Here is an 18,367-nt window from a genome sequence, read left to right as displayed (position 1 = left end):
GTTATGCCCGAAGGAAAAATTATCAAAGCATTAAGTGGATTTTATTATGTCCTTGATGGTGAAGAGGTCTATCAATGCCGTGGAAGGGGCCTGTTCAGGAAGAATAAGGTAACCCCGCTCGTGGGTGATTATGTTGTTTTTGAAGCGGAAAATAAAACGGACGGGACCGTGACCGAAATAAAACCGCGAAAGAATGAATTGATACGTCCGCAAATCTCGAATGTAGACCAGGCAATCCTTGTCTTTTCGGCAGTAGAACCTGATTTCAGTCCGGCATTGCTTGATCGATTCCTCGTACTGATTGAAGATAACGAAATTGAACCGATTATCGTGGTGACGAAACTGGACTTGGTTACAGCTGAAAACCAAAAGAAATTGTCTCAGTATATCAAGGACTATCAGAAACTTGGCTATACTGTCCTGGAAACATCTTCTGTTACCGCTGGAGGAATTGAAGAACTAGTGCCGTATTTAGAAGGAAAAACCAGTGTATTTGCCGGGCAGTCAGGTGTTGGGAAATCGTCTTTGCTGAATGCAATCAATCCTGAATTGGCTTTAAAGACGGATGATATTTCTTCACACTTGGGACGTGGGAAGCATACCACCCGCCACGTTGAATTGATTCATATCGGCTCTGGACTTGTCGCGGATACTCCAGGGTTCAGTTCACTTGAATTCATGGAAATGGAAGCTGAAAGGTTATCCTATTGCTTCCCGGAAATGCATAAGCATGGGGAAGACTGTAAATTCAGGGCCTGCCTGCACGATAAAGAACCAAAGTGTGCAGTGAAGGAAGCGGTTGATGCCGGGGAAATTCCACGTTATCGATATGAACATTATATGCAATTCCTAGAAGAAATCAGAGATAGAAAGCCGAGGTATTAAAATGGTTAAAATCGCACCATCCATTTTATCAGCTGACTTTGCAAAATTGGGAGAAGAAATTCTTGATGTGGAAAGGGGCGGAGCGGATTTAATCCATGTAGATGTCATGGATGGGCATTTCGTGCCGAATATAACGATAGGCTCACTAATTGTCGATGCTATCCGTCCCATAACAAAGCTTCCGCTTGATGTTCATTTAATGATCGAACAACCAGATCGTTATATCGAGGCCTTTGCGAAAGCAGGAGCCGATTATATAACTGTTCATGTAGAGGCATGCACACACTTGCATCGGACGATCCAATTGATTAAATCTTTTGGTGTAAAGGCAGGCGTGGTGCTTAATCCAGCCACTCCAGCTTCATTGATCCAACCTATAATCGAAGATATTGACATGGTATTGTTGATGACGGTCAATCCTGGTTTTGGCGGACAGAAGTTCATTAAATCCGTTCTTCCCAAAATTGCCGAAGTGAAGGCGATGGCGGAAATGTATAATCAAAATCTGGAAATAGAGATTGATGGTGGAGTAAATGAAGAAACGGCTAAACTATGTATTGAACAAGGGGCGACAATCCTTGTGGCTGGCTCGGCAATATATAATCAAGAAGATCGAAACGCAGCGATTCAAAAGATTCGGGGAAAGTGATATAAGCCGACACTATCATATTCGTATGATGGTGATCGGCTTTTTTTATCAATCAAACATAGGGATCTTTGATATGAATATGTAAAGAAAAGGATGATTTCGATGATTATTAGTATTATGGCTGGAGGCCCGGAATGTTTTTGGCCGGATCTGACATGGTATAAGGAGAAGACTGACCTTTGGGTCGGGGTTGACAGGGGAGTATGGTCTTTGCTTGAAAAAGGTATCGAACCTAGATTCGGTTTTGGGGATTTTGACTCAGTTTCGGAAGGTGAATACAGGAAAATTGAGCAAAGACTGGAACAAATCAATCTATATTCTTCGGAAAAGGATGAAACGGATTTAGAGATCGCATTTAAATGGGCAATAGGGCAAAAGCCAAGTGAAATTCACATTCTGGGCGCAACAGGGGGAAGAATGGACCATTTTCTTGGGAATATCCAGCTGCTCCAAAAAGAAAGTGTCCTCCCTCATCATGGCGATATGGATATATACATAGTCGATCGGCAAAATATATTCACGGTAAAGACAGCAGGTTCATATGAGGTCACTGCTTTGAAAGATAAGAAATACTTGTCATTGCTCCCCGTAACGGCTGAAGTCACCGGCATTACACTTTCGGGTTTCAAATACCCGCTGGATGATGCAAGCTTGGAAATAGGTTCGACGCTTTGCATCAGCAATGAACTAATTTCCGAATCTGGGAATGTTTCATTTGAGAAAGGCATATTAATGGTGATAAGAAGCAGTGATTAAAATTCATGCTTAGAGCAGATTCGGATATAATTACGATCATCCTATATCCGCTTAAAAGCTTATGTTGTAATAGAAAAATTCCACTTCATCTTTAATTGTGGGATGCAAAGAGGAGGGGCATGATGAAATTTTATACGATTAAATTGCCAAAAGTTCTGGGCAGTTTGGTAAGGGCTATGCTCGGAGCGTTTAAAAAAGGCTGATACTTATCTCCATGACACCTCTCAAATTAAGGGAGGTGTTATTTTTTCGGTAAAAAGGGGCGGCCATCCATTAATGGGTGAAGGCTCCCTCCTTGATGCAGGAAAGACCTGATCAACGAATTGAAACCATCCCCATTAAATACTGGCCATTACAAGTAAAAAGGCATCCTAAGAGGATGCCGTAACATTATACGCGTTCTACTTTGCCCGATTTAAGAGCTCTTGCAGAAACGTATACACGTTTAGGTTTACCGTCAACTAAAATACGTACTTTTTGAAGGTTAGCGCCCCATGTACGCTTGCTAGCGTTCATTGCGTGAGAGCGGCTGTTACCAGAACGAGTTCTTCTTCCAGTGATTACACATTTACGTGCCATGTCAAATTCCCTCCTAACTACAACAAGCTTAAGTTTTTCGCAGTCGTCTTAAGTCTTTGTAAAATACTTTAATAATTTATCATACCTACCGTTAGAATGCAATACTTCAGTTAATTACTTTCAAGAAAAAAACCTTGACATACATACTTCAAAATTGAATTATATATAGTACCGTAAGACATTTACTTTTAAAACCATAGACATTATAGTAAAATGTCTTTAGTTGATTTGATTTTTGGGAGGGAAAAGAAAATGTCTATCGAATTACAAACGAAGTATGGACAAATTGATATCTCTAATGAGGTTATCGCTACTGTAGCAGGCGGCGCAGCCGTGGATTGCTACGGAATTATAGGAATGTCTTCCAAAAAACAATTTAAAGACGGCATTGCCGAAATTTTAAGAAAAGAAAACTTTACTAAAGGTGTAATTGTCCGACAAGAAGAGGAAGAAGTTCATATCGATATGTATATTATCGTAAGTTATGGAACGAAAATCTCGGAAGTTGCACATAATGTGCAATCAAAGGTAAAGTACACCCTGGACAAAACTGTAGGATTAGCTGTTGATTCCGTCAACATTTTTGTACAGGGAGTTCGTGTGACGAACCCTTAAGTATAGGAGGAAAGTTTTGTGTCAATTACAAGTTTGAACGGAAAGCGCTTTGCAGAAATGATCATTCAAGGTGCCAACCATTTAGCGGCTAATGCCCAAATGGTTGATGCGTTGAATGTTTTCCCTGTTCCAGATGGGGATACAGGAACGAATATGAATTTATCGATGACTTCGGGTGCGAAGGAAGTGCAAAATAACGTCCAGGAACACATCGGGAAAGTGGGTGCCTCACTTTCAAGAGGACTGCTAATGGGAGCACGCGGCAATTCGGGAGTTATCCTTTCGCAACTGTTCCGCGGTTTTGCTAAAGCGATTGAACATAAATCGGAAATCAATAGTGAAGAATTTGCCCAAGCTTTTGAAGCGGGGGTTCAGACAGCTTATAAAGCCGTTATGAAACCTGTTGAAGGAACCATTTTAACGGTTGCAAAAGATGCAGCCAAGCAAGCGGTTTCATCAGCATCAAAGCATATAGACCTTATTCAGGTGATGGAAGAAATCGTTACGGAGGCCAATGCCTCATTAAAACGTACACCGGATCTTCTTCCAGTCTTAAAAGAAGTGGGAGTCGTTGATAGCGGCGGGCAAGGGTTGGTATTCGTTTATGAAGGTTTCCTTGCTGAGCTGAAAGGTGAGGCACTTCCAGTCCGACCTGCAAATGGCCCAAGCATGGATGACATGATCAATGCCGAACATCACATGAATGTACAAGGGCATATGAACACGGAAGATATCGTGTATGGCTACTGCACGGAATTCATGGTCCGATTGGAAAATGAAAAACTTGTCAATAAATCATTTGATGAAGAAAAATTCAGAAATGATTTAAGTGAATACGGAGATTCTTTATTAGTCATCTCAGATGATGAAGTCGTCAAGGTACATATTCACTCTGAACAGCCTGGCACGTGCCTGAATTATGGACAGCAATATGGTAGCTTAATAAAAATGAAAATCGATAATATGCGTGAACAGCATACTGCGATTGTAGGTGAGACGAAAACACCGCTTCAAACTAAACCGTCCACCAAAGAGAAGTACGCTGTAGTGTCAGTGGCGATGGGTGCTGGCATCAGCGAATTATTCAAAAGCATCGGCGCTAAGTCCGTCATCGAAGGCGGACAAACGATGAATCCTAGTACAGAGGATATCGTTAAAGCTGTCGAAGAGGCATATGCAGATCATGTGATCATCTTGCCTAACAATAAAAATATCATCATGGCGGCCAATCAGGCTGCAGATGTACTTGGGGATCATGTGACTGTCATCCCAACGAAAACAGTACCACAGGGAATGGCTGCATTGCTGGCTTTCAACCCTTCACTTGATGCTGAAGAGAATAAAAAAGCGATGATCGAAGCCCTTTCGCATGTGAAAACGGGCCAGATTACTTATGCTGTCCGGGATACCAACATTGACGGTCTTGCAATCGAGACCGGGGACTTCATGGGAATTGCTGAAGGCACCATCAAAGTGAAGGATAAAGACATGACCCAAGCGGCAAAAGATCTTCTTTCCGATATGATTGACGAAGATTCAGAAATCCTTACCATTTTATATGGAGAAGATGCCACTGCTGAAAATGTCGAAAGTCTTGTTGCGTTTTGTAATGAGAATTTCGAAGACGTTGAAGTTGAAGTGCATAATGGGAAACAACCTTTATATTCTTTCATTTTTTCAATTGAATAAGTAGAGATCAATGAAGATGAGGGAGACTTAATCGTCACAATGTTTGAGGGTCCTGAAAAAAATAAAAGGCAATAAACTGCATATGTCATTAGGCTATGCAGTTTTATTTTTTATGAAAAGAAGGATTACGGACAGCTTAATTGTAATTACAATGTATCACGCTTTATTATTAAACTGACTCCCAGTGTATAGAAGGAGGAGCAAGTCATGAAATTTAGAAGTGTATTCGATATAATTGGTCCTGTTATGATCGGCCCCTCTAGTTCCCATACAGCAGGAGCTGCAAGGATTGGCAGGGTTGCCAGGAATTTATTCGACCGGGAACCAAAATGGGCCCACATTTCTTTTTACGGATCATTTGCAAAAACCTATAAAGGCCATGGAACGGATGTAGCCATTGTAGGAGGCTTACTTGATTTTGATACATTTGATGAGAGAATCAAAGAATCGCTGGAAATAGCCCGTAAAAAAAAGATGAAAATTACTTTTCGGGAAGAAGAAGCCGTACCGGAGCATCCCAATACAGCAAAAATAACGGTTGGTGATGATGATGGTGAACTAGAACTTGTCGGGATATCGATAGGCGGGGGAAAAATCGAAATCGTCGAACTGAACGGGTTTAAATTGAGGCTCTCCGGGCACAACCCTGCTATACTCGTCGTTCATGATGATCGGTTCGGTGCCATCGCAAATGTTTCAAACATTTTAGCCAAGCATCAAATCAATATTGGCCAGATGGAAGTCTCCCGAAAAGAAAAAGGGAAGATGGCCTTGATGACGATTGAAGTTGACCAAAACTTGGAGGATCACATCATCGCTGAAATTACAGCACTCCCCGACATCACTCAAGTAGCGAGGATTGTGGATTAATAGGGCAATCGTTTCCACTTAGGAAGGAGAAGAAATCATGTTTCGTAATGTAGCGGAATTAGTAGAATTAGCTGAATCAAAGCAAAAAAAAATTTCAACGCTCATGATAGAACAGGAAATGGAAGTAACGGGAAAAAGCCGTGAAGAAATCATCCGCCAGATGGGAGTCAACCTGGATGTAATGGAACAGGCAGTTGAAAAAGGACTTCAAGGTGTCCGGTCCGTTTCCGGCCTGACGGGAGGGGATGCAGTCCTTCTTCAGACATACATTAAATCAGGAAATTCCTTATCCGGTGAACTGCTGCTGGATGCGGTAAGCAAAGCGGTGGCAACAAACGAAGTGAACGCAGCCATGGGAACGATTTGTGCGACACCTACTGCCGGATCTGCCGGTGTTGTGCCTGGGACCCTTTTTGCTTTGCAAAATAAGTTAAAGCCGAATCGGGAACAGAAAATTGAGTTTCTATTTACAGCAGGGGCGTTTGGTTTCGTTGTAGCGAATAATGCTTCTATCTCAGGAGCCGCAGGAGGCTGTCAGGCTGAAGTCGGTTCTGCTTCGGGCATGGCGGCGGCAGCCATCGTTGAAATGGCAGGAGGGACACCTGCACAAAGTGCAGAAGCGATGGCAATCACATTAAAGAACATGCTTGGCCTTGTGTGTGACCCTGTTGCTGGGCTTGTGGAGGTGCCTTGTGTGAAGCGTAATGCCATGGGGGCAGCCAATGCTATGGTTGCCGCAGATATGGCGCTAGCGGGGATCACAAGCCGCATACCGTGTGATGAAGTGATTGATGCGATGTACAAAATCGGGCAAACGATGCCATCGGCTCTTAGGGAAACTGCACAAGGAGGTTTAGCGGCTACACCGACTGGACGGGAGTTGGAAGCCAAAATCTTTGGCTTGCCGCTGAATAAGAAGTGAGTCCCGCTTTACAGGAACCCATAACAGCAGTAAAGGGCATTGGGGCCGAAACGGCGGCAACTTTGGGGGAAATGGAGATCCATACCGTCGCGGATCTCCTTGAACACCTCCCATATCGCTATGAAGATTACCGATTGAGGGATTTAGAAACGGTCGAGCATGATGAGCGGGTTACCATAGAAGGCAAAGTTCATACGGTGCCTACATTAGGGTACTTCGGAAAGAAAAAATCCAGGCTTACGATTAAAGTGTTAACTGGGAGATATTTAATAAATGTGATTTTTTTTAACCAGCCATATCTGAAGCCGAAGCTTGCGATAGGCGAAACCGTAACGGTAACAGGAAAGTGGGATCGTCATCGCCAAACCATTACAGGCTCGGAATGCCACGTTGGCGATCGTAGCCGGGAGAAAGAGTTCGAACCGGTATACTCTGTGAAGGGCAGCATTACTGTCAAAGGGCTCCGCCGTTTTATCTCCAATGCATTTTCTGAATATGGGGCAATGATAGAAGAAAATCTGCCTCCGCAATTATTGTCCGCATACAAGCTGATGCCGCGTAACGACGCTCTTCGTACCATGCATTTCCCTCAATCGGCCAATGAGGTGAAAAAGGCTCGCCGCCGTTTTGTGTATGAAGAATTTTTATTGTTTCAACTTAAAATGCAGGCACTTCGTAAAGTGCAGCGGGAGCAGTCAAAAGGAATTGGCCAGGAGTTTGACATGGAGCAGCTGGAAGCCTTTGTTGGAACTCTCCCTTTTCCTTTGACGAACGCTCAGAATAGGGTCGTCGAGGAAATAATGAATGACATGAAATCTCCCTACAGGATGAATCGCCTGCTTCAAGGGGATGTCGGGTCTGGAAAAACGGTGGTTGCCGCGATATGCCTGAAGGCGACGATTACAGCAGGTTTCCAAGGTGCATTAATGGTCCCGACGGAAATCTTGGCTGAGCAGCATACTCAATCGCTAAAGGCGATGTTGGAACCAAGTGGAGTGAAGGTCGCATTGTTGACAAGTTCGGTAAAAGGCAAAAAGCGCAAGGAACTATTGCAAATGCTGGAATCCGGGGAGCTAGATCTTTTGATAGGAACACATGCATTGATACAGGATGAAGTGAATTTTCGAAATCTCGGACTTGTCATAACGGATGAACAACATCGTTTCGGTGTGGAGCAGCGCCGGATCCTTCGTGAAAAGGGTACAAATCCAGATGTACTTTTCATGACGGCTACCCCGATTCCGCGAACGCTTGCAATTACAGTGTTTGGGGAAATGGACGTCTCGACGATCGATGAAATGCCTGCCGGGCGTAAAGCAATAGAAACCTATTGGGCAAAACACCAAATGCTTGATCGGATCTTAACATTCGTCGAAAAGGAACTAAAGAAAGGGAGACAGGCTTACGTTATCTGTCCATTGATTGAGGAGTCGGAGAAACTCGATTCTTTACAGAATGTTCTCGATGTTCATGCAATGCTGACTCAATACTTTGCGAACAGGTACAAAGTTGGACTTATGCATGGCCGGCTGCCCGCGGATGAAAAAGACGAAGTGATGCAGCAGTTTAGTGCCAATGAAGCACAAATCCTTGTTTCCACGACGGTTGTCGAGGTTGGGGTGAATGTTCCAAATGCAACGGTAATGGTCATTTATGATGCGGAGCGCTTTGGGCTTTCACAGTTGCATCAGTTGCGCGGAAGGGTTGGACGGGGAAGCGATCAGTCCTTTTGCATCCTGCTGGCTGATCCGAAAACGGAAGTCGGCAAAGAACGGATGAAAATCATGACCGAGACAAACGATGGATTCGCCCTTTCCGAAAAAGATTTGGAACTACGCGGCCCCGGGGACTTCTTCGGTAAAAAACAAAGCGGCCTTCCCGAGTTCAAGGTAGCCGACATGGTCCATGATTACAGGACTTTGGAAGTGGCAAGGGAAGATGCTGCAAAATTGATTGCCTCCCAAAGCTTTTGGCATTCCCCTGAGTATGCACCGCTGCGGAACTATTTAGCGGGAACGGGAGTATTCACGGGAGAAAAGCTGGACTGAACTGAATCAAAAAACCAATAGCAGATTGTGAGATTTTACTCAATATCTTGCAATCTGTTTTTAAAATATATATACTACTATTAGTACCTAGTCATAATACTACGGATGGTGACCTTCAAATGCGAAGAAATAAGAAGGAACGCCAGCAATTATTAATCGAAACGATTAAACAGAATCCTTTTGTAACGGATGAGGAGCTGGCTGAAAAATATTCGGTGAGCGTCCAGACCATTAGGCTTGACCGTCTTGAATTATCGATACCGGAACTGCGTGAACGTATTAAAAGCGTGGCCGAGAAAAAATTCAGTGACGAAATCAGGGCATTGCCTTTGGATGAAATCATCGGGGAAGTAATTGATCTTAATTTAGATGACAATGCAATTTCGATTTTGGATATAAATAAGGAGCATGTCTTTAAGCGGAATGGAATTGCGAGGGGACATCACCTTTTTGCCCAAGCAAATTCATTGGCTGTAGCAGTCATAAATGATGAATTGGCATTAACTGCGAAAGCATCCATTTTATTTACTCGTTCTGTAAAGGAAAATGAAAGAGTGGTAGCTAAAGCTAGGGTTAAAAACGTGGACCACACCAACGATCGTTCCGTGGTGGAGGTTAGAAGCTACGTGGGTAATGAACTGGTTTTTAAAGGCGAGTTCGAAATGTATCGCTCTTAACTTGCTAGTAAAGGATGAAAGAAAATGAAGATAACGATAGATGCAATGGGTGGCGATAATGCTCCCAAGGCACAGGTTTTGGGAGCTATGAAAGCTGTCGAGGCTTTTTCCGATGTGGAAATCACCTTGATAGGCAATGAATCGGAGATTAACCAATACTTAGCGAAACATGGCCGTATAAAGGTTATACATACTGATGAAAAAATATTAAGCACCGATGAACCTGTTCGTGCGGTTCGCCGCAAGAAAAGCGCCTCGATGGTCTTGGCTGCACAGCAAGTGGCTGACGGAGAATCGGATGCATGCATTTCTTCAGGCAATACAGGGGCGCTAATGGCTGCAGGCTTGTTTGTGGTCGGAAGGATAGAAGGCATTGAACGTCCGGCGTTGGCACCAACCCTTCCGACAATCGATGGCAAAGGTTTTGTACTACTGGATGTAGGCGCGAACTCCGATGCGAAACCGGAGCATCTCCTTCAATTCGCCATAATGGGGTCTGTTTATGCTCAAAAAGTTCGGGGAATCGAAAAGCCCCGTGTCGGATTACTTAATATCGGAACAGAAGAAAAAAAAGGGAATGAACTGACTAAGCAAGCCTTTACGTTACTGCAGCAATCATCGGAGATATCCTTTATAGGCAATGTAGAGGCAAGGGACCTCCTAAGCGGGCCGGCAGATGTTGTCGTGACCGACGGCTTCACGGGAAATATGGTGTTAAAGACGCTTGAAGGTACTGCTATGGGTGTATTTAAAATGGTAAAAGCGGCCTTGATGAGCAACCTAAAGAGTAAGCTGGCCGCAGCAATGGTAAAGCCTGAACTAAAAGGCATAAAAAATAAAATGGATTACTCGGAGTATGGCGGTGCCGGCCTCTTCGGTTTGAAGGCCCCTGTCATTAAGGCTCATGGTTCTTCAGATGCGAATGCAGTCTATAATGCAATACGCCAGACTCGCGATATGGTTGGAAATGACGTCATATCGACAATTGCGGAGACGATAGAAAAACAATAATAAATCATAGAGGCAGGGGAGTAACATATGGGTAAAATTGCTTTTGTCTTTCCAGGACAAGGATCACAATCAATAGGAATGGGGCATGGCTTATTTCAGGAAAACGAGCGTGCTCAGCAAATTTTTCGATCAGCAGATGAAAAACTTGATTTCCCACTTTCCGAATTGATCTTTAATGGCACACAACAAGAATTAACGGTGACTTATAATGCACAGCCTGCTTTATTGACCACGAGTTATGCTTTTGTCAAGGAGCTGGAAGAAGCGGGGATCAAACCAGATTATACAGCCGGGCACAGCTTAGGTGAATATACGGCATTAGTGGCATCTGGCGCAATTTCTTTTGAAGATGCCGTATATACAGTGCGTAAACGTGGTGAATTCATGGAAGCTGCGGTACCGAATGGCCAAGGCTCAATGGCTGCGATATTGGGAATGGACCGTGAAGCTCTATCTGAAGTCACTTCTGAAATTACGGCCACTGGTGAATCCGTTCAATTGGCCAATATCAATTGTCCAGGGCAAATCGTCATTTCAGGCACCTCCGAAGGTGTTAAACTTGCAAGTGCAAAAGCCAAGGAAAATGGGGCTAAACGTGCTCTTCCTCTTGAAGTGAGTGGACCGTTCCATTCGGAATTAATGAAACCGGCAGCAGAAAAGTTACAGGGTGTCCTCGATGAAGTAAGCTTCAAACAGGCTGAAATTCCTGTCATTTCAAACGTAACGGCTAAGCCCATTACAGCACCTGCTGAAATTAAAGAAAAATTAATCGAACAGCTGTATTCACCGGTCCTTTGGGAAGACAGCGTGAAAAATCTGCTTGAATTGGGCGTGGATACGTTCATCGAGGTGGGCCCGGGGAAAGTATTGGGCGGATTGATAAAGAAAATCGATCGTTCCGTTCAAATTCATTCGGTTTCCGATATAGATACTCTAACTAAAACAATTGAAACATTGAAGGGGGTACAAGCATGATCCTCGAAGGTAAAAAAGCACTTGTAACGGGAGCTTCACGAGGTATTGGGAGGGAAGTTGCATTGGAACTTGCCCGTCAGGGAGCAGACGTTGCCATCAACTATTCCGGCAGTGAAGCTAAAGCGAATGAAGTGGTTGATGAAATCAAGGCATTGGGCCGTAAAGCATTTGCCATCCAATGCGATGTTGCAAATAGTGAATCGGTGACAAGCATGATCAAAGAGGTCATCGAACAGTTTGACAGAGTGGATATCCTGGTTAATAATGCAGGTATCACACGTGATAACCTATTGATGCGTATGAAAGAAGATGAATGGGATTCTGTGATCAATACGAATCTTAAAGGCGTGTTCCTATGCACAAAGGCGGTTACAAGGCAAATGATGAAGCAGCGCAGCGGCAGGATCATCAATATGGCATCGATCGTCGGCGTCAGCGGAAATGCGGGGCAGGCTAATTATGTAGCGGCTAAAGCTGGTGTGATCGGTTTGACTAAAACCACGGCAAAGGAACTTGCTTCAAGAGGCATTACGGTCAATGCGATTGCCCCAGGTTTCATCTCAACGGATATGACTGGGGAATTGCCTGAAGACGTCCAAAAAGCCATGCTGGACCAAATTCCGCTTGCACGCTTCGGTGACCCTAAAGATATTGCTGCAGTGGCGTCTTTCCTCGCTTCCGATGCCAGCAAATATATGACTGGGCAAACACTTCATGTAGATGGCGGAATGGTCATGTAAGTTTTCTTTGATTTTTTTCGAAATTAATTTATAATGTCTTGAGGGGAGGTGAACACATTGGCAGATGTATTAGAAAGAGTAACTAAAATCGTTGTAGATCGTTTGAACGTAGAAGAATCAGAGGTAAAACTTGAAGCTTCTTTCAAAGAAGATCTTGGTGCCGATTCCCTGGATGTAGTTGAACTAGTCATGGAATTCGAAGACGAGTTTGATATGGAAATTTCGGACGATGACGCTGAAAAAATCGCCACAGTAGGTGATGCTGTGAATTACATACAAAGCACTATGTAATGAATTGTCATTTGACTAAAAGCTCCGTTTTTTAACGGGGCTTTCTCTTATTGCTAAAGAAGTTTGATGCCGCGTCAGATAAGGGAATGAGCATGTACGCGGGTAAGCACCGCCTGCATGGCAGTGGTCTTTTGCCATTGGTTTTCTTTAAGCGGATAATAATGTATGATGGTACATAGGAAAGCTTGACAGGAATTCCTGCCAGGTTTCTTTTTATATATTGGAAAAATATGCTTTTTGAACCGTTGTGGAGGGTTTTGTGTGATGCGTAGGAACGGAAATAATCGTAAACCATCAATCAAGGATAATAAATTTAAACAGTTGCAAGAAAATCTGGGTTTTCATTTTAAAGATGAAAATTTATTGAAACAAGCTTTTACACATTCATCTTATGTGAATGAGCATCGCCGTAAGCCTTATGAAGATAATGAAAGGCTTGAATTTTTGGGAGACGCTGTACTTGAACTGACCATCTCTAAATACTTATATCAAAAATATCCGATGATGAGCGAAGGTGAACTTACCAAACTGAGGGCAGCCATTGTATGTGAGCCTTCACTTGTTGCTTTTGCCAATAGTCTTTCTTACGGGGAATATGTATTGCTCGGAAAAGGGGAAGAAATGACAGGCGGAAGAGAACGCCCTGCCATGCTTGCGGATGTATTCGAAGCCTATATTGGTGCTTTGTACCTTGATCAAGGATTAGAGCCAGTTGTTCAGTTTTTGACGAATGTTGTGTTTCCGAAGATAGACGAGGGTGCTTTTTCTCATGTGATGGATTATAAGAGCCAGCTTCAGGAGCTGATCCAGCGTGATGCCATCGGTGTCCTGCAATATAAGATCTTGCAGGAAAAAGGACCGGCTCATAATCGGGAGTTTGTTTCGACCGTCTCCTTGAATGGGGAAGAGCTGGGCTCTGGAATAGGAAAGTCCAAAAAAGAAGCGGAGCAGCATGCTGCCGAGCATGCATTGATCGTTTTAAAAGAAAAAAAATCAACAAGATAGTTGAACAGTAGAGGGGGAAAGGTCATGTTCCTCAAACGTTTGGACGTTGTAGGATTTAAATCTTTCGCAGAGAAAATTTCGATTGATTTTGTACCTGGTGTCACGGCAGTGGTTGGACCAAACGGAAGCGGTAAAAGTAATGTGACCGATGCAGTCCGATGGGTACTTGGAGAGCAGTCTGCGAAATCACTGCGTGGAGCAAAAATGGAAGATATCATCTTTTCGGGAAGTGACACGAGGAAAGCGTTGAATTTTGCGGAAGTATCATTGACCCTTGATAACGAGACCAATTCCCTGCCGATTGACTTTCATGAAGTCAGTGTGACAAGACGTGTATATCGATCGGGAGAAAGTGAATTTTTCATTAATAATCAAGGTTGCCGTCTGAAAGACATCATAGACCTTTTCATGGATTCTGGTCTTGGGAGAGAAGCGTTTTCCATCATCAGCCAAGGGAAAGTGGAAGAAATCCTTAGCAGTAAGGCTGAAGAAAGACGAGTGATTTTTGAAGAAGCAGCCGGTGTCCTGAAGTATAAAACGAGAAAACGAAAAGCGGAATCGAAGCTGACGGAAACACAGGATAACTTAAACCGTGTCCATGATATCCTCCATGAATTGGAGGGGCAGGTGGAGCCGTTAAAAATTCAGTCTTCCCTCGCCAAGGAATTTTTGGCGAAGAAAGACGAGCTTGAGCAAATAGAAGTGGCTTTAACCGTTTTTGAAATAGAAGAACTTTATGAAAAATGGGAAAACCTATCACAGGAACTTGAAAAACATAATGAAATGGAACAGCAAATGGCAGGACAGCTTCATGATAGGGAAGCTCATCTCAAAAAGCTAAGGGATAGTCTTGCGACGCTTGAGACATCGATCAATGGTCTTCAGGAAATTCTCCTGAATGCCAGCGAAGAACTTGAAAAGCTTGAAGGCCGTAAAGAAGTTTTGAAAGAACGGAAAAAGAATGCCGCCCAAAACAAGTCACAGCTGGAAAAAGCGATTGTGGAAGGTGAGGCTGCTGTCGAGCGTCTGTCTTTGCAAAAGGAAAGAGAAACGGAAATCCTGAATGCACTGAACTTGGAAGTGAAGGGGATTTCTGAAACTCTACATGAAAAACAAAAAAGCCTGGGCCTATTCAATAGTGATATCGAAGCGATGATCGAAGCGAAAAAGAGTGACTATATCGAGTGGTTGAACAAGCAGGCATCGGCTAAAAACGAAAAACAATACCTGCTCCAGCAGCTAACACAGCAGGAACATAAAAATGCTAAACTTGACATGGAAAATGAAAAGTTCTTAACCGAAAGAATGGATATCACTGCTAAAAAAATGGAATATTCAAAGCTGATGGACAATATGACCAAGCAGCTTGAAGAGCATGTCACTTATTTCCGAAATCAGCAGAATAAATTGAATGCGGCAAAAGATACGTATCAAAAACAAGAAACCACCCTTTATAAGGCCTATCAATTCCTTCAACAGGCAAAATCACGTAAGGAACTGCTTGAAGAAATGGAAGATGATTATGCAGGCTTCTTTCAGGGTGTAAAAGAGGTTTTGAAAGCGAAAGAAACCCTTCCAGGCATTGAAGGGGCAGTTGCGGAATTGATAAAGGTTCCAAAGGAATATGAAACGGCCATCGAAACGGCTCTGGGCGGAGCGATGCAGCATGTTGTCGTGGAACGCGAGGAGCATGCACGGGAAGCCATTTCATTCTTGAAGAAAAATAGGTATGGGCGTGCGACGTTCTTACCTTTATCAGTCATAAAGGCAAGAGAGATATCAGCTAACCAATTATCGATGCTGAAGAGCCATTCCGCTTTTGTAGGGACTGGTTCCTCATTGATCCAATATGATGATAGGCATGCAGCGATTGCTGAAAACCTATTGGGAACCGTGATCATCACCACTGATTTGAAAGGCGCAAATGACCTGGCGAAAATGATGCAGCACCGTTTCCGCTTCGTAACGCTTGAGGGGGATATCGTCAATCCAGGCGGTTCAATGACTGGCGGAGCCTTAAAGCAAAAAACGACCTCCCTGCTTTCAAGGAAAACGGAATTGGAAGAGCTCCAACAAAAACTTGCTGCCATGGAAGCTAAAACGAATCAGCTAGAAAAGCAAGTCAAACAGCTCAAAGTGGATGTGGGTCTTCAAGAGCAAACGCTTGAACAAACCAGAAAAACAGGAGAGAGACTTCGTTTACAAGAACAAACCCTTAAGGGTGAACTCCGTGAAGTGGAGCTGCAGGAAAGAAATGTGAATGAACGGCTGCATCTTTATGATTTGGATAAAAATTCATATTTAGAAGAACAGCAGCAAAAAACAGCAAGACTTGAAGAGCTGGAAGAACTTTTGGACTCATGTAAATCGGAAATTGAGGGGCTTGACAAGTTGATTTCCGAAATGACGGAACAAAAGCAATCCCAACAATCCTCAAAGGAGAGCCTTGCTGAAGAAACGAATGAACTGAGGGTAATGCTTGCCTCTAAGCGTGGCCAGCTGCAAAACCAAAAAGAGAAGATGGAACGCATTGAATCGGATCTTTCAAAGGAAACAAGCAGGCTTGCCGAAAACAAAGATGATTTAGGCCTCCTTACCAATGAAATGACAGACAGTTCAAGCGGGGAAGAGTCACTGGAAGATATGGCTCAGCAGAAATTGCTTGACAAAAATGGGGCAATTGAAGGAATCACCATAAAAAAACAGGAAAAAAACGAGCTTCTAAAGGAAGTTGAATCGCTTGAACTGTCCTTAAAAGAAGAAAATCGACTTTATAGAGGCATTGTCGAAGTGATAAAGGATGAAGAAGTGAAATTAACTCGTCTGGATGTCGAACTGGAAAATCGTCTCGAGCACTTGAGAGAAGAATATACCCTTTCCTTTGAAGGTGCTAAAGAACAGTATCCATTGATGATGCCTGCAGAAGAAGCTCAAAAAAGGGTGAAGCTCATCAAGCTTGCAATCGAGGAACTGGGAACGGTGAATCTAGGTGCAATTGATGAATACGCACGTGTAGCTGAACGCTATGAATTCCTTCTAAGTCAAAAGGAAGACCTTCAACAGGCGAAGGATACATTATTCCAGGTCATAGATGAAATGGATGATGAAATGAAGCGGCGCTTTGCGGATACCTTCTATTCGATCCGTGAAGAATTCGAACAAGTCTTCAAAGCTTTATTTGGCGGAGGCAGAGCCGAGCTGAAACTGACAAATCCGGATGATTTACTAAATACAGGTGTGGATATCATTGCACAGCCTCCCGGGAAAAAACTGCAAAATTTGAGTCTCTTATCCGGGGGAGAAAGAGCATTGACAGCCATAGCCCTTTTATTCTCCATTCTAAAAGTGCGTCCGGTGCCTTTCTGTATCCTTGATGAAGTCGAGGCAGCGCTTGATGAGGCGAATGTTGTCCGGTTCAGTCAATTTTTAAGGAAGTTCAGCAGGGAAACGCAGTTCATCGTGATTACTCACCGCAAAGGCACGATGGAAGAAGCAGATGTCCTATATGGCATTACGATGCAAGAGTCAGGCGTCTCCAAACTTGTTTCCGTCCGGATGGAAGAATCAGAAAACTTTATTGAAGTTTAAAATTCATGAATTAGAGGAAGTGGGACAATGAGTTTTTTCAAAAAGCTAAAAGAGAAATTTACGACCCAGGAAGAAAAAGAAAAAGAAAAATCAGTCGAAGCAGAAGTATCCATAGGGGAAAAATTCAAGCAAGGTTTGACAAAGACGAGGAATTCCTTTACTGGAAGGGTTAATGAACTTGTTGCCCGTTATCGGAAAGTGGATGAGGACTTTTTTGAAGAACTTGAAGAAATCCTGATACAGGCAGATGTAGGCTTTGATACTGTGATGGAACTGATTGATCAATTGAAAAGGGAAGTCAAGCTTCGTAATATCTCTGATACGAGGGAAGTACAGTCCGTTATTTCCGAAAAGCTAGTGGAAATCTACCAAGGTGATGATGAAGCGACTTCAAGCCTGAATATACAAGAAGAGGGTTTGACGGTCATTTTGTTTGTAGGGGTTAATGGGGTAGGTAAAACGACGACCATTGGTAAACTTGCCCATAGATTCAAAATGGAAGGTAAATCAGTCGTATTGGCTGCAGGGGATACCTTCCGTGCCGGTGCGATTGAACAGCTTGAGGTTTGGGGAGAGCGTGTCGGCGTCAGTGTAATCAAACAGGGTGAAGGCTCTGACCCTGCAGCGGTCATGTTCGACGCCATTCAGGCCGCCAAGGCACGAAAAGCGGATATCCTGATCTGTGATACTGCCGGTCGCTTACAGAATAAAGTGAACTTAATGAAGGAATTGGAAAAGGTGAAACGTGTAATTGAACGTGAAGTACCTGGTGCACCACATGAGGTGTTGCTTGCCCTTGACGCAACAACTGGACAAAATGCCCTCATTCAGGCAAAAACATTCAAGGAAGCGACCAATGTTTCCGGTATTGTTTTAACAAAGCTTGATGGCACCGCAAAAGGCGGAATTGTTTTGGCAATTCGCAATGAATTGGCCATACCCGTTAAATTTGTCGGGCTAGGTGAAAAAATGGACGATCTACAGGAATTCGATGCTGAGAAATATGTTTATGGCCTTTTTGCTGATATCATCGATAAAGAAGAGGTTTAAGAAAAATTGTAAGCCGG

At 43.4% G+C, this 18,367-nt stretch carries 18 protein-coding genes; 17 read left to right on the top strand and 1 reads right to left on the bottom strand.

The genetic code is table 11. The features are described 5' to 3' along the window. Nucleotides 1–3: 3 nt before the first annotated feature. From rsgA to spoVM, 4 genes are all read left to right on the top strand, one after another. The gene (rsgA, locus tag ACYP5M_RS21540; protein ID WP_230177534.1) at nt 4–885 is read left to right on the top strand and encodes a ribosome small subunit-dependent GTPase A; all 882 of its coding nucleotides are present in this window, start codon (nt 4–6) and stop codon (nt 883–885) included. A 1-nt stretch (nt 886) separates the two neighbouring features. Beyond that, complete coding sequence (gene rpe / locus ACYP5M_RS21535; protein WP_101224617.1) at nt 887–1,534, top strand: ribulose-phosphate 3-epimerase; 648 nt, start codon at nt 887–889, stop codon at nt 1,532–1,534. Between the two features lie 102 nt (nt 1,535–1,636). Beyond that, nucleotides 1,637–2,290: a thiamine diphosphokinase gene (locus ACYP5M_RS21530; RefSeq protein WP_427574075.1), complete on the top strand. Its 654-nt coding sequence runs from the start codon at nt 1,637–1,639 to the stop codon at nt 2,288–2,290. A 122-nt stretch (nt 2,291–2,412) separates the two neighbouring features. Further along, on the top strand, nt 2,413–2,493 hold the full coding sequence (gene spoVM / locus ACYP5M_RS21525; RefSeq protein ID WP_034313769.1) for a stage V sporulation protein SpoVM: 81 nt from the start codon (nt 2,413–2,415) through the stop codon (nt 2,491–2,493). 187 nt (nt 2,494–2,680) lie between these two features. Here the strand turns inward: spoVM and rpmB are convergent, their stop codons facing one another. Then, complete coding sequence (gene rpmB / locus ACYP5M_RS21520) at nt 2,681–2,869, bottom strand: 50S ribosomal protein L28 (protein ID WP_034313767.1); 189 nt, start codon at nt 2,867–2,869, stop codon at nt 2,681–2,683. Nucleotides 2,870–3,121: 252 nt separating this feature from the next. On the opposite strand from rpmB, the gene ACYP5M_RS21515 reads away from it, so the two are divergent. The 13 genes from ACYP5M_RS21515 to ftsY all read left to right on the top strand — a co-directional run bounded on the left by ACYP5M_RS21515 (nt 3,122) and on the right by ftsY (nt 18,350). Further along, entirely contained in the window at nt 3,122–3,484 is a 363-nt protein-coding gene (locus ACYP5M_RS21515; protein WP_034313762.1) for an Asp23/Gls24 family envelope stress response protein, read from the top strand. Nucleotides 3,485–3,502: 18 nt separating this feature from the next. Further along, on the top strand, nt 3,503–5,173 hold the full coding sequence (locus ACYP5M_RS21510) for a DAK2 domain-containing protein (RefSeq protein WP_434169057.1): 1,671 nt from the start codon (nt 3,503–3,505) through the stop codon (nt 5,171–5,173). A 207-nt stretch (nt 5,174–5,380) separates the two neighbouring features. After that, nucleotides 5,381–6,043 carry an L-serine ammonia-lyase, iron-sulfur-dependent subunit beta gene (gene sdaAB / locus ACYP5M_RS21505; protein WP_459735506.1) on the top strand — a complete coding sequence of 221 codons (663 nt, stop codon included), beginning with the start codon at nt 5,381–5,383 and terminating at the stop codon, nt 6,041–6,043. 37 nt (nt 6,044–6,080) lie between these two features. Further along, nucleotides 6,081–6,965: an L-serine ammonia-lyase, iron-sulfur-dependent, subunit alpha gene (gene sdaAA, locus ACYP5M_RS21500; RefSeq protein WP_101224621.1), complete on the top strand. Its 885-nt coding sequence runs from the start codon at nt 6,081–6,083 to the stop codon at nt 6,963–6,965. Continuing rightward, the gene (recG, locus tag ACYP5M_RS21495; RefSeq protein WP_101224622.1) at nt 6,962–9,013 is read left to right on the top strand and encodes an ATP-dependent DNA helicase RecG; all 2,052 of its coding nucleotides are present in this window, start codon (nt 6,962–6,964) and stop codon (nt 9,011–9,013) included. The genes sdaAA and recG overlap by 4 nt, the downstream gene beginning before the upstream one ends. A gap of 119 nt (nt 9,014–9,132) precedes the next feature. Beyond that, complete coding sequence (gene fapR / locus ACYP5M_RS21490; protein ID WP_034313744.1) at nt 9,133–9,690, top strand: transcription factor FapR; 558 nt, start codon at nt 9,133–9,135, stop codon at nt 9,688–9,690. Nucleotides 9,691–9,714: 24 nt separating this feature from the next. Beyond that, nucleotides 9,715–10,701 (top strand): phosphate acyltransferase PlsX, encoded by a 987-nt coding sequence (gene plsX, locus ACYP5M_RS21485; protein ID WP_434169059.1) that lies wholly within the window; start codon nt 9,715–9,717, stop codon nt 10,699–10,701. Between the two features lie 27 nt (nt 10,702–10,728). Continuing rightward, complete coding sequence (gene fabD, locus ACYP5M_RS21480; RefSeq protein ID WP_101224624.1) at nt 10,729–11,676, top strand: ACP S-malonyltransferase; 948 nt, start codon at nt 10,729–10,731, stop codon at nt 11,674–11,676. Next, on the top strand, nt 11,673–12,416 hold the full coding sequence (fabG, locus tag ACYP5M_RS21475; protein WP_101224625.1) for a 3-oxoacyl-[acyl-carrier-protein] reductase: 744 nt from the start codon (nt 11,673–11,675) through the stop codon (nt 12,414–12,416). The genes fabD and fabG overlap by 4 nt, the downstream gene beginning before the upstream one ends. Nucleotides 12,417–12,473: 57 nt before the next feature. Next, a complete protein-coding gene (locus tag ACYP5M_RS21470) occupies nt 12,474–12,707 on the top strand; it encodes an acyl carrier protein (protein WP_034313729.1) in 234 nt (77 codons plus the stop codon). 264 nt (nt 12,708–12,971) lie between these two features. Beyond that, nucleotides 12,972–13,712 (top strand): ribonuclease III, encoded by a 741-nt coding sequence (gene rnc / locus ACYP5M_RS21465; protein ID WP_101224626.1) that lies wholly within the window; start codon nt 12,972–12,974, stop codon nt 13,710–13,712. A 24-nt stretch (nt 13,713–13,736) separates the two neighbouring features. After that, the gene (gene smc, locus ACYP5M_RS21460) at nt 13,737–17,300 is read left to right on the top strand and encodes a chromosome segregation protein SMC (protein WP_452445222.1); all 3,564 of its coding nucleotides are present in this window, start codon (nt 13,737–13,739) and stop codon (nt 17,298–17,300) included. A 27-nt stretch (nt 17,301–17,327) separates the two neighbouring features. Further along, complete coding sequence (gene ftsY / locus ACYP5M_RS21455) at nt 17,328–18,350, top strand: signal recognition particle-docking protein FtsY (RefSeq protein ID WP_434169061.1); 1,023 nt, start codon at nt 17,328–17,330, stop codon at nt 18,348–18,350. Nucleotides 18,351–18,367: the final 17 nt, after the last annotated feature.

The organism is Peribacillus sp. N1, from assembly GCF_054600815.1.
This window is presented reverse-complemented; position numbering and strand designations above follow the sequence as displayed.